Raw genomic sequence first — 12,696 nt, 5'->3', positions numbered from 1 at the left:
TCTCCCGGGGCTGCGATGTGAGAAGGGGGGGGAATGGCAATCCGGAGCGCGGTGGCGAGTCTGACTGCGGGACAGGTCGCCACCGGCCCTCGTGATTGTGTGAGGGCTGGGCGAGAGCGAGTTAGCTGGATACGACGCCGGCATATGCGTGACTGACACAGGGGGCGATTCAGCGCTCAGAGCGGTTGTCGCAGGTGTGCCCGCTTTGTAGATTGCGATCTACAGTGAAGGAAAGTGGTGCGTACTCCCTGACCGCGCACCACTTTCGCGCCCGAGACTTCACTCCTCGCGCGATACGCCAGTACTTGCCTGCTCCTGCCCAATAACAACACCGTGGTGCCGCCATGACGCCTGAGACCCTGACCGAGCCGACACCTGTCGCTCGCCGCCGTTCGCGCAGCCAGTTGCGCGGCCGTCCGCTGGATGCCGAGGCCTGGGCCGAGGTACAGCGCCTGCTGGGCGATGCCCCGGCGCAGCGTGACCTTCTGCTCGAATATCTGCATGTGCTCAATGATGAGGTCGGCTATCTGACGCTGGCCCATCTGCGTGCGCTGGCCGAGTGGATGCGCCTGCCGATGGCCGAGGTCTACGAGACAGCCACCTTCTATGCCCATTTCACCGTGGTTCGCGATGGCGAGACGCCGCCCGCGGCGCTGACCGTGCGCGTCTGTGATTCGCTGTCCTGTCAGCTGGCCGGCTCCGAGGCCTTGCGCGCCGGCCTCGCCTCGGGGCTGGACCCCGAACAGGTGCGCGTGCTGCGTGCGCCCTGCATGGGGCGCTGCGACAGTGCGCCGGTGGCGGAGGTCGGGCATTACCATCTCGGCCATGCCAGCGTGGAAGGCATCACGGCGGCGATTGCCGAAGGCTATGTGCATGCGGCGCCGGCTGCGAGTCTCGACTATCCGCGGCTGGCGGAATATCGCGCCAGTGGCGGCTATGGGCTGCTCGCCGCGCTGGATGGCGGTGAGGTCAGCATCGAGGACCTGGCGCAGATGATCGAGCAGGCCGGACTGCGGGGCCTGGGCGGGGCGGGCTTCCCGACGTTTCGCAAGTGGGGCTTCGTGCGCGCCGAGGCGGGGCCGCGCTATTGCGTGATCAACGCCGATGAAGGCGAACCCGGCACCTTCAAGGACCGCTGCTATCTGGAGCGTGAGCCGCACACCTTCCTCGAGGGCGCGCTGGCCAGTGCGCATGCCATCGAGGCCGAGGCGCTCTACCTCTATCTGCGCGACGAGTACCCGACCCTGAATGCCGTGCTGCGCGAGTGCATCGCGGAGCTGGAAGCCGCAGGCCTCGTCGCGCCGGGCTATATCCAGCTGCGGCGTGGCGCCGGCGCCTATATCTGTGGCGAGGAATCGGCGCTGATCGAGTCGCTGGAAGGCAAGCCCGGCAAGCCGCGTCAGCGTCCGCCCTTTGTGGCGCAATGTGGCTTGTTCGGTCGCCCGACCCTGGTCAACAACGTCGAGACGGTCTATTGGATCGCGCGGCTCCATCGCGAAGGCCATGACCACTACGTCGCGGCCGGGCGTCAGGGACGTCAGGGGCTGCGCAGCTTCTCGCTCTCCGGGCGCGTCAGACGCCCGGGCATGTATCTGGCGCCGGCCGGCATCACGCTCAGCGAGCTGGTCGAGGAATACGGCGGCGGCATGGCCGACGGCCATCGTCTGCGTGCCTATCTGCCCGGCGGCGCCTCCGGCGGCATTCTGCCGGCCAGCAAGGCGGACCTGCCGCTGGATTTTGACACCCTGCAGGCCCACGGCTGCTTCATCGGCTCGGCCGCGGTGGTGGTGCTGTCGGATAAGGACGACCTGGCGGCGGTGGCGCGCAATCTGATGAGCTTCTTCATGGACGAGTCCTGCGGCCAGTGCACGCCGTGTCGTGTCGGCACGCGTCAGATGCTGGCGGCGCTCAGCGGCGATGAGTGGGATGAGACGCTGCTGACGCGCTTGTCGCAGGTGATGATGGACGCCTCGATCTGTGGGCTTGGCCAGGCCGCGCCCAATCCGGTGCTCGGCCTGCTCAAGGACTTCCGGGAGACCCTCGCCAGCAGCGGGGTGCGCTTGATCGCCACGAGCCATGCGGCTGACGCCACGGGAGGTGAGGCATGAATGCGCTGACAGGGTTGGGCAACTCGTCCTCGGATGATCAGCCGCTGCGCGAGGATGGCTTCACCATCACGCTGGATGGTGCCGAGGTGACGGCCTATCCCGGCGAGACGCTGTGGAAGATCGTCAAGCGTGCCGGCGAGACGATTCCCCACCTCTGCTACAGCGAAGCGCCGGATTATCGCGGCGATGGCAACTGTCGCGCCTGTATGGTCGAGATCGACGGCGAGCGCACCCTTGCTGCCAGCTGCATCCGCGAGGCGCGGGCGGGCATGGTGGTGCGCAGTGCCAGCTCACGGCGTGCCGGCGAGGCGCGCGCGATGGTGGTGGAGCTGCTCGCCGCCGACATGCCCGCCGAGGCGCACAACCCCGATGTCAGCAGCCACTTCATGGCGATGGCCGAGCTGCTGGCGGTGGATGTCGGGCACGCTCGCGAGACCCTGGGCGGCGCCCGCGAGACGGTCCGCGAGTGGCTGGGGGATACGGTGGAGGAGTGGTTGCCGACGCAGGCCAGCGCTCTCGATCACTCCCATACCGCGATGGCGGTCAATCATGACGCCTGCATCAGCTGCGGCCTGTGCGTGCGCGCCTGTCGCGAGGTACAGGTCAATGACGTGATCGGGCTGGCGGGGCGCGGCAGCAATACGCGCATCGTGTTCGATCTCGAGGACCCGATGGGCGACAGCACCTGCGTCGCCTGTGGCGAGTGCGTGCAGGCCTGCCCGACCGGCGCCCTGATGCCTGCCGCCCAGGTGGATGAGCAGGGCTTCGGCGACAGCGCCGCCGTCGATGAGCGCGTCGCCTCCATCTGCCCGTACTGCGGCGTGGGCTGTCAGCTGGAGTATCAGGTCAGCCGTGGCAGCGGCGAGGCGTTGAGTGTCGAGGGCCAGCCGGTCGCGACCCTGGCGGATGCCCAGCAGGGCATGGCGGACGGCGGCTCCTATAAGACTGATCAGCGCCGACAGCGCGTTGCGGATACGCGGCTGGACAACATCATCGCGGTCAGTGGCCGCGATGGGCCCTCCAACCACGGTCGGTTATGCGTGAAGGGACGCTTCGGCTTCGATTATCCGCGCCATCCGGAGCGTCTGATCCGCCCCCTGATTCGCCGTGACGGTGTGGCCAAGGGGCTGGATGCGAACTTTGACCCAGCCCACCCGCTGACCCACTTCCGTGAGGCCAGCTGGGACGAGGCCCTCGAGGTCGCGGCCGAGGGGCTCATGCGCCTCAAGCGCGCGCATGGCCCCGACAGCCTGGCGGGCTTCGGCAGCGCCAAGTGCACCAACGAGGAGGCGTGGCTGTTCCAGAAGCTGGTGCGCACCGGCTTCGGCTCCAACCATGTCGATCACTGCACGCGCCTGTGTCATGCAAGCTCGGTGGCGGCGCTGATGGAAGGCGTCGGCTCGGGCGGCGTGAGCGCCTCCTTCATGCAGGCCGAGCAGTCCGATCTGATCGTGCTGACCGGCTGCAACCCGGGCGTCAATCATCCGGTGGCGGCGACCTTCTTCAAGCGCGCCGCCAAGCGTGGCACACGCATCGTGGTGATCGACCCGCGTGCGCTGGCGCTGCGTCGTCAGGCGCATCGCTCGATCCAGTTCACGCCGGGGGCGGACGTGGCGCTGTTCAATGCCATGCTCAACGTCATCATCACCGAGGGGCTGGCCAATCAGGCCTATATCGAGGCACACACCGAGGACTTCGCCGCGCTGGCGGAGCATGTCGCGGCGCTGACGCCGGAGGCGATGTCGCCGCTGTGTGGCGTGGCGGCAGAAGAGATTCGCGCCGTGGCCCGTGAGTACGCGACCGCCAGGCGCGCGATGATCTTCTGGGGCATGGGCATCTCGCAGCACACCCACGGCACCGACAATGCGCGCTGTCTGATCGCGCTGGCGCTGGTGTGTGGTCATGTCGGGCGTGAAGGCACCGGCCTGCACCCGCTGCGCGGCCAGAACAACGTTCAGGGCGCCTCGGATGCCGGGATGATTCCGATGGTGTTCCCCGACTATCAGCCGGTGGGTGACACGGCGGCGCGCGAGCGTCTGGAAGCGCTGTGGCAGACCCCGCTCTCGGCGACGCCGGGCCTGACGGTAGTGGAGATCATGCACGCCATCCACGCCGATCAGATCCGCGGCATGTACATTCTCGGCGAGAACCCGGCGATGTCGGACCCGGATCTCGAACATGCGCGCAGCGCGCTGGCGCATCTGAAACACCTGGTGGTGCAGGACATCTTCGTCACCGAGACGGCACAGTTCGCCGATGTGGTGCTGCCCTCGTACGCCTGGCCGGAGAAGGACGGCAGCGTCACCAATACCAACCGGCAGGTGCAGCGCGGGCGGGCGGCACTGCGCGCCCCGGGCGAGGCGAAGCCGGACTGGTGGATCACCCAGCAGCTGGCGCGGCGCATGGGGCTTGGCTGGGATTACGCCGGGCCGGAGGAGATCTACGCCGAGATGCAAGAGGGCATGGATTCCCTCGACAACATCGACTGGGCGCGGCTGTCCGCGGAGAACTCGGTGACCTACCCGTGCCTGACGCCGGGGGGGGAGGGCGAGGATGTGGTGTTCGGCGAGGGCTTCCCGCGCGCCAGTGGTCGTGCCCGCTTCGTGCCGACCTGGCCCACGCCGCCGGATGAGACGCTGGATGACGACTATCCGACGGTGTTGACCACCGGTCGTCAGCTGGAGCACTGGCATACCGGCTCGATGACGCGCCGCGCGGCGGTGCTCGACAACCTCGAGCCGGCCGCCGTGGCCACGCTCAATCCGGTGGAGCTGGAGCGCCTGGGCATCACGCCGGGCGAGCCACTCTCGATCACCACGCGACGTGGCCAGATCACCCTCGCTACCCGCGCCGATCCGCTGACGCCGGCCGGCATGGTCTTCGTGCCCTTCTGCTACGCCGAGGCCGCCGCCAATCTGTTGACCAATCCGGCGCTCGACCCGGTGGGCAAGATTCCCGAGTTCAAGTACGCCGCCTGCCGTCTGGCCAGAGCCGAACCCGCCGAGGCGGGTGTGGAGAGCTGAAGCGGACATGTGAGGTGGACATGGCAAGCGGGCTGGACCGAGCGGATAGATCGAGGCAATAGACCGCAACCGAGCCAGACGCGCCTGACGCAAATGCCTACGCCAGTGGCGTGGGCAGGCACGCAGAGGGCGCCCCGGTCTGACCAGAATGTCGGAGACAGCCCGTCGTGCATTTCGGCTATCCTCACAAGGGCTATGCTCAGAACAGAGTGGGTCAATACCAATGACAATGCCCGCCGTCAGCGAGCAAGGAGAATGACGATGATGATCGTGGAGCTGATTGATCACGAAGACTTTCGTGAGCGGCTGGTGGCGTTGGGCGTGCAGATTTCCGAGCATGCCTGCGCGGACACCTGCGCGCGCATGGCACTCAGAAAGCATGCCGAGGTGGGCGTGCCGGGCCTGCAGGAACTGGTGCGCGAGCTGGTGATGCACTCCGATATCCTGCTGCCGTCGGTGCGCCAGGCGCTGGACAAGTATCTGCTGCCGGGGCTGCGCTAGGCGCGACACTCCTGAAAGATTGCGCGCCGCGCGCTGACACTGATTGCCAGATGAACAAAAGGGCCTGTCGACTGACAGGCCCTTTTGCGTGGGTGCTCACTCGCCTCTTTTCACTGCGCGCAGTGGCTCAGGTCGCTGCGTTGGCGCGATCGTATTCGCGTTTTTCCCAGCGCAGACCGCGGAACAGCGAGAAGCACATCACCAGCAGCACCACCGTGAAGGGCAGTCCCGTGGAGATGGCGCCCGCCTGCAGCGCACTCAGTGCGGTGCTGCCGCCGCCATACAGCAGGGCACAGGCGATCAGGCCGCCGGCCGCTGCCCAGAAGATGCGCTGGCGCGTCGGGGCATCCTGCTTGCCGCCGGCGGTGATGGAATCGATCACCAGCGAGCCGGAGTCAGAGGAGGTCACGAAGAACACCAGCACCAGCACGATGGCGACGCAGGAGGTGATGGAAGACAGCGGCAGGCTGTCGAACATCTGGAACATGGCCATCGAGGGAGTGTCGATGCCCTGGGCCAGCTCGCTGCCGGCGGCTCGCGCCTCTTCCAGTGCGGTGCCGCCGAAGACGGTCATCCACACGATGGTGACCAGGGTCGGTACCACCAGCACGGCGGTGACGAATTCGCGCACGCTGCGTCCGCGCGAGATACGCGCGATGAACATGCCGACGAACGGCGACCAGGAAATCCACCAGGCCCAGTAGAAGATGGTCCAGCTATGGAACCAGCCTTCGTCGGGGCGATCGATCCAGTTTGAGAGCGGCAGCAGATATTCCAGATAGCCGACGCTGGTGGTGCCGAGCCCGGTGATGATGTCCATGGTCGGGCCGACGATGAACAGGAACACCACCAGCAACGCGGCCAGCATCATGTTGAGATTGGAGAGGCGTTTGACGCCGCCATCCAGACCGCGACTCACCGAGTAGATGGCCGCGAGCGTGACGGCCACGATCACGCCGATCTGACTGACCAGCCCATCGCCGATGCCGAACAGATGGTCCAGCCCCGAGGCCGCCTGTGCCGCGCCCAGCCCCAGAGAGGTGGCAAGGCCGAACAGGGTGGCGAGCACCGCGACGATATCGATGATATGGCCGCTCCAGCCCCATACACGTTCACCCAGCAAGGGGTAGAACACCGAGCGCAGCGTCAGCGGCAGGCCCTTGTTGTAGGCGAAGAAGGCCAGCGACAGGCCGATCACGGCATACATGGCCCAGGGGTGAAGCCCGTAGTGGAATACGGTGGCCGAGAGTGCCGCCGTTGCGCCTTCCGGCGTACGCGGTGGCGCATTCAGTGGCGTGCCGGACCAGTCGGTGTAGTACGCCACTGGCTCGGCGACCCCCCAGAACATCAGGCCGGTGCCCATGCCGGCCGCGAACAGCATCGCGAACCAGGCCATCCGGCTGAATTCCGGCTTGGCGTCGCGTCCGCCCAGACGCAGGCGGCTGACCGGGTGCAGGACCAGCAGCAGGCAGAACAGGATGAAGAAGTTGCTGGAGAGCATGAACAGCCAATCACCATGGGTGATGGACCATGCCTTGGCGCCGCCCAGTGCCGACTCGGCCGACTCGGGCATCAGCAGCGTGAACAGGATGAAGCCTACGATCAGCAGCGCACTGATGGTGAAGACCGGCTTGTGGACATCCAGCCCGAGTCGCTGAACATTGTCCTGACCGATCTGGTAATCCGTCACATACGGATTCGATGACATGGAGTTACCTCGTATGTTTTCTTTCGATAGCCGCTCCTATGGGCATCTCGAGTCAGAATGAGGGACCTTGTCCCGCCTGGTGGAAGCGTTCAGACCTTGGTCTGAAGCCTTGAGCAACATGCGCCTTTCTGCCAGTTGCAGATGACGGCGTCAAACCTTGAGTCATCCTTGTCGTGCGCTGAAAGGCATTGATTGTATTAAGGTTTATGGATTTCTTTTCCTTGCCGGAAAGTCATTCGGGGCGCTGTAGGCTGAACAGGCTATCCGTGCGTGCATAGTCACTGCCGGCCATGCGCCCGATGGCACGCAGCACCTCATTGTCGACATGCCGCCCATCCCAGACCGCTGCGTCGGCATGCATCACCACCACCTCGGCCAGCACCAGTGAACCGGCCAGCGGCTGATCACCGAACGAGATGATGTCGCGCAGTCGACAGCCGAAGGCGATCGGAGCACCTTCCACGCGCGGAACCGCAAGCGGCGGCATGGCCACCTTGTTCAGGCCCGCGTGGGTGAACTCATCCTCGTCGGCCGCGAGACTGGCGCTGGTGAGATTGAGCGCCTCGCTCATCGCCTCGCCACCGATGTGAATGACGCACTCCGCCACCTGCCCGAGGTTGTTGAGGGTGTCCTTGGTCTTGCCTTCGCCATTGCGCAGCGGGCTGAAGGCGAGCACCGGTGGATTGATGCTGGCGATGGTGAAGAACGAGAAGGGCGCGAGGTTGGTGTTGCCTGCCGCGTCGATGGTCGAGACCCAGGCGATCGGCCGGGGCGCGATGCTGCCCGAGAACAGGCGATAGAGGATGCCTGCGGGAAGCTGGTCAGCGGCGATGAGGGAATGCGTGGTCGAGGAGGCAGTCATGGTAGGGCTCTCGTTGCAGGGCTGTTGTTGTAGAGCTGTCATTGCAGAGCTGTCATTGCAGAGCTGTCATCGCAGAGCTGTCATTGCAGAGCTGCCGTCGCAGGGCTGCCGTCACAGGGCATGGCTCTCGACCCGCTCAGCCAGCATGTCGCACGGCGACTGACATTGGAGAGAGTGAGGGCCCGCCAGGCCCAGAGGCCGATAAGGCAAGAGACCCGGTAAGCCAAGAGACCCGGCAAGCCAAGAGCCCGCTAGACCGAGAGCTCGAGAATCTGGCCGTCGCGGCGAGTGGCGGCCGCGAATCATCGCTGATGTGGAACGCGAATCGCGCCTGACCACAGGCCGGTGGTGCTGGTGAAGAGTGGCCTGTCTGGCCGCTGGGCGTGAAAAAGGTCTCGGGAAATTCTCCCAGATCATTGTCCCTATTTTTGGTGTGGTCAATTGTCGCAGGTCTTGACCTTTTTCGAGGATGTTGTTCCTGACGCCGCGGTCGAGTTCATTCCTTGTCTGACTCAAGTCACACAATGGGGGCGGGAAACCGGATTTTTGTGCAAAATTGGTAACCAGATGGTTTCTGGGGTGTGTTTATTTGTGTATTTTTTATGATGGCGGGCCGGGCGTCATCTGGCAGAAAGGTGGTCAGTCCGCGTAAATGAATGACGGAAAATGACACTCATCCGGCCATTTGGTTCGGCGTTGATCATGAGAATGGCATGCCAAGGTTGCGAAAAAGTGTCCCCTGTTGATCGGGAATGCCAGCATCATGTGAGACGCATCATGGTGCATTTACCTGTCAGGTCATGATCGATAATGATGCATGTTTTCTCGTCAATGAACGCCGGCCTCATACAAGTATCATGTCGGGAAAACGCCTCTCTCGCCCGGGTTGGGGGAGTGCTTTAGCAACTTTTGAAAGGCTCATCGGCACAATTTTTGGCATTTTATTTCAAGTTGTGGCCATTTATTGGGTTTTTGTTGCGCAGTATCGTGTGGCGGTAGTGGTTGCTTCGACGCCACCTGGTGCGCCGATGGCGAGGACATCTGTGGGGATGCACTGAATTGTGGCGCGACAAGGTCGTGATTCTCACGGGCATCATCAAGCAGGGCAGGGGGGCTGGCATCGCGGAGAAGGCTGGCGATTGACGAGCTGTCTGGCCCTGCAAGGCATGCACTGTCGCGACATCATTGCCGTGAGTGTCGGCTTCGCCACCCGATCCCGCTGCCTTAACCTCCCTCGAGCGTGAGAGAACTCATGCCGCTCAAGGCATGATTGGCGCGCACCGGATGGCCGAAGTCATCCGCATGTGGCCCCTGGTGCGTCATCCTGCCCCGTAGTCAGCCCCCCTGTCTTTTCTCTATCCTGTGCCCGCCTGCGGGAAATCTTCTGATTTCGTTCGAAAGATCGACGGCTTCCTGTTGGTCATTTCTTCGAACGCTGTGTTCCACATGTGGGCTCGTCATGACGCCATGGCGTGTTCCAACGAGGTCGTGAGATGAGAAAAAGCCTAATGCGGGGGGCTCTGCGGGGACTCCCTATCCTCGCGGGATTATTGATGCTGTCCGGCTGTGACGCCGTGCTCTTCGATCCCAAGGGGCCTATCGGTGAATCCGAAAAGTCGCTGATCCTGACTGCTACCTACCTGATGCTCGTGGTTGTTATCCCGGTCATCTTCATGACGCTGTGGTTCGCCTGGCGCTATCGCGATACCAAGCAGAGCAAGGCGACCTACACGCCCAACTGGGCGCATTCCACCAAGATCGAGATCGTGGTCTGGGGCATTCCGTGCCTGATCATCCTCGCTCTGGGCATCCTGACCTGGAAGAGCACGCACGAGCTGGACCCGCGTGCCGAGATCGTCGACGGCGGTGAGCCGATCGAGGTGCAGGTCGTGTCCATGGACTGGAAGTGGTTGTTCATCTATCCGGAGCAGGGCATCGCTACGGTCAATGAACTGGCCATGCCGGTGGATCGTCAGGTTCGCTTCCACATCACATCCGACACGGTGATGAACTCGTTCTTCGTCCCGCAGCTCGGTAGCCAGATCTATGCAATGGCGGGGATGGAAAACCGTCTGCACCTGATCGGCAGTGAAGTGGGTACCTACGACGGTATCTCTGCCAGCTATAGCGGCGCCGGCTTCGCCGACATGCACTTCAAGGCGCATGTCATGAGCGAAGGCGACTTCGACGCCTGGATCGAGAAGGCACGCGGCAGCAGCAAGGTGCTGGATGACGCTGGTCTTGCCGCTCTCAAGGAGCCGAGCGAGGACGTTGCCCCGACCTTCTATGGTCAGGTCAAGCCGAACCTGTATGAGCAGATCATGGCGCCCTACATGGACGGCATGGAGCTGGGCATGAGCGATGATCAGATGCGCCACATGAAGAAGGGTGGAATGCATCACGACAGCGCCGAAGACGGCATGTCCGATCATGACGCTTCTGGTCACGCTGAATCTGCGATGGCAACCGAGGAATAAGCAATGCTTGGAAAACTCACAATAGAGGCTGTTCCGTATCACGAGCCGATCATCATGATCGTGCTTGCGGCGGTAATCCTCGGTGGTGCAGCCCTTGTCGGCTTCATCACGGTAAAGAAAAAGTGGGCCTACCTGTGGAATGAGTGGTTCACCTCTGTCGATCACAAGAAGATCGGCATGATGTACATCATCGTCGCGTTGGTGATGCTGATCCGTGGTTTCTCCGATGCGATCATGATGCGTTCCCAGCAGATGCTGGCGTCCAGTGGTGGTCAGGGCTATCTGCCCCCGGATCACTACGACCAGATCTTCACTGCCCACGGCGTGATCATGATCTTCTTCGTGGCGATGCCGCTGGTCATCGGTCTGATCAACGTTGTCGTGCCGCTGCAGATCGGCGCACGTGACGTGGCCTTCCCGTTCCTGAACTCGCTCAGCTTCTGGCTGTTCGTGGTCGGCGCGCTGCTGGTCAACATCTCTCTGGGTCTGGGTGAGTTCGCCAAGACTGGCTGGCTGGCCTATCCGCCGTTGTCGGGGGCCAATTACAGCCCCGGGGTCGGGGTGGATTACTGGATCTGGTCATTGCAGATCTCCGGTGTCGGTACCCTGCTGACAGGTGTCAACTTCATCGCCACCATCCTCAAGATGCGTGCGCCGGGCATGTCCCTGATGAAGATGCCGGTCTTCACCTGGACCGCACTGTGCGCCAACGTCCTGATCGTCGCGGCCTTCCCGATTCTGACCGCTACCATCGCGATGCTGACGCTCGATCGCTACCTCGACTTCCACTTCTTCACCAATGACCTTGGTGGAAACATGATGATGTACGTCAACCTCATCTGGGCCTGGGGCCATCCTGAGGTGTACATCCTGGTGCTGCCGGTCTTCGGTGTGTTCTCCGAAGTCATCGCCACCTTCTCCAAGAAGAAGCTGTTCGGTTACACCTCGCTGGTGTGGGCGACTCTCGTCATCACCGTCCTGTCGTTCATCGTCTGGCTGCACCACTACTTCACCATGGGTGCCGGCGCTGACGTGAACGCCTTCTTCGGTATCGCGACGATGATCATCTCGATCCCGACAGGTGTGAAGATCTTCAACTGGCTGTTCACCATGTACCGTGGTCGTGTCGAAATGACCTCTCCGGTGCTGTGGACCCTGGGCTTCATCGTCACCTTCACCATCGGTGGCATGACCGGCGTTCTGCTGGCCGTTCCGGGCGCCAACTACGTACTGCACAACTCGCTGTTCCTGATCGCCCACTTCCACAACGTCATCATCGGCGGCGTGGTCTTCGGTGCGATGGCCGGTATTACCTACTGGTTCCCGAAAGCGACCGGCTTCATGCTGTGCGAGAAGTGGGGCAAGCGTTCCTTCTGGTTCTGGATCACTGGCTTCTACCTCGCCTTCATGCCGCTGTACATCCTCGGCTTCATGGGCATGACCCGTCGTCTGCAGCACGTCGACAACCCGCTGTGGGTGCCGTACCTGGTCGTCGCCTTCATCGGTGCTGTCCTGATCCTGATCGGTATCGCGTGCACCGTGATCCAGATCGCGGTCAGCATCAAGAACCGCAAGCAGCTGCAGGACACCACTGGCGATATCTGGGGCGGTCGTACCCTGGAGTGGAGCACCACTTCACCGGCACCGTTCTACAACTTCGCTCACGAGCCGCAGGTTTCCGAGCTCGACGAGTTCTGGGAAATGAAGGAACGTGGCATCGAGCAGGAGGCCAAGAAGCCTTATGCGCCGATCCACATGCCGCGCAACGCCGCTGCTGGCGTCATCATCTCCGCCTTCAGCCTGGTGTTCGGTTTCGCACTGATCTGGCACATCTGGTGGATGGCCGTGGTCGGGCTGGTCGGCATGATCGCTACCTTCATCGTGCGCTCCTTCAACTACGACATCGACTACTACGTGTCCGTCGAGGAAGTGGAGCGTGTCGAGCGTGAGGGTCGCGAGCGTCGCGCCCTGCCCAGCGCCCGCACACCTAACGACACAGTGGTTCAGGGGTAATCAT

Annotated in this window: 8 protein-coding genes; 6 read left to right on the top strand and 2 right to left on the bottom strand. The window is 63.1% G+C overall.

Going from position 1 to position 12,696, the window contains the following annotated elements; genetic code table 11:
* The first annotated feature begins 344 nt into the window (after nt 1-344).
* From ACJJV2_RS14915 to ACJJV2_RS14905, 3 genes are all read left to right on the top strand, one after another.
* Nucleotides 345-2,108 carry an NADH-ubiquinone oxidoreductase-F iron-sulfur binding region domain-containing protein gene (locus tag ACJJV2_RS14915; protein ID WP_405281988.1) on the top strand — a complete coding sequence of 588 codons (1,764 nt, stop codon included), beginning with the start codon at nt 345-347 and terminating at the stop codon, nt 2,106-2,108.
* The gene (locus tag ACJJV2_RS14910; protein WP_405281987.1) at nt 2,105-5,131 is read left to right on the top strand and encodes a molybdopterin-dependent oxidoreductase; all 3,027 of its coding nucleotides are present in this window, start codon (nt 2,105-2,107) and stop codon (nt 5,129-5,131) included. Before ACJJV2_RS14915 ends, ACJJV2_RS14910 begins: the two co-directional genes overlap by 4 nt.
* A gap of 261 nt (nt 5,132-5,392) precedes the next feature.
* Complete coding sequence (locus ACJJV2_RS14905) at nt 5,393-5,632, top strand: hypothetical protein (protein WP_043333148.1); 240 nt, start codon at nt 5,393-5,395, stop codon at nt 5,630-5,632.
* A gap of 127 nt (nt 5,633-5,759) precedes the next feature.
* On the opposite strand, the gene ACJJV2_RS14900 is transcribed toward ACJJV2_RS14905, so the two are convergent.
* Both ACJJV2_RS14900 and ACJJV2_RS14895 read right to left on the bottom strand, forming a co-directional pair.
* Nucleotides 5,760-7,340 carry a BCCT family transporter gene (locus tag ACJJV2_RS14900; RefSeq protein ID WP_043333147.1) on the bottom strand — a complete coding sequence of 527 codons (1,581 nt, stop codon included), beginning with the start codon at nt 7,338-7,340 and terminating at the stop codon, nt 5,760-5,762.
* A gap of 232 nt (nt 7,341-7,572) precedes the next feature.
* Nucleotides 7,573-8,202: a flavin reductase family protein gene (locus tag ACJJV2_RS14895; protein WP_052384477.1), complete on the bottom strand. Its 630-nt coding sequence runs from the start codon at nt 8,200-8,202 to the stop codon at nt 7,573-7,575.
* Between the two features lie 800 nt (nt 8,203-9,002).
* On the opposite strand from ACJJV2_RS14895, the gene ACJJV2_RS14890 reads away from it, so the two are divergent.
* The 3 genes from ACJJV2_RS14890 to cyoB all read left to right on the top strand — a co-directional run bounded on the left by ACJJV2_RS14890 (nt 9,003) and on the right by cyoB (nt 12,692).
* The gene (locus ACJJV2_RS14890) at nt 9,003-9,260 is read left to right on the top strand and encodes a hypothetical protein (RefSeq protein WP_405281984.1); all 258 of its coding nucleotides are present in this window, start codon (nt 9,003-9,005) and stop codon (nt 9,258-9,260) included.
* A 435-nt stretch (nt 9,261-9,695) separates the two neighbouring features.
* Nucleotides 9,696-10,679: a ubiquinol oxidase subunit II gene (cyoA, locus tag ACJJV2_RS14885; RefSeq protein WP_043333146.1), complete on the top strand. Its 984-nt coding sequence runs from the start codon at nt 9,696-9,698 to the stop codon at nt 10,677-10,679.
* 3 nt (nt 10,680-10,682) lie between these two features.
* Nucleotides 10,683-12,692, top strand: coding sequence for a cytochrome o ubiquinol oxidase subunit I (gene cyoB, locus ACJJV2_RS14880; protein WP_279835327.1), 2,010 nt, complete (start codon nt 10,683-10,685; stop codon nt 12,690-12,692).
* Nucleotides 12,693-12,696 lie beyond the last annotated feature (4 nt).

This window comes from Cobetia sp. Ld8 (assembly GCF_045066615.1).
GTDB classification, from domain to species: Bacteria; Pseudomonadota; Gammaproteobacteria; order Pseudomonadales; family Halomonadaceae; genus Cobetia; species Cobetia amphilecti.
This window is presented reverse-complemented; position numbering and strand designations above follow the sequence as displayed.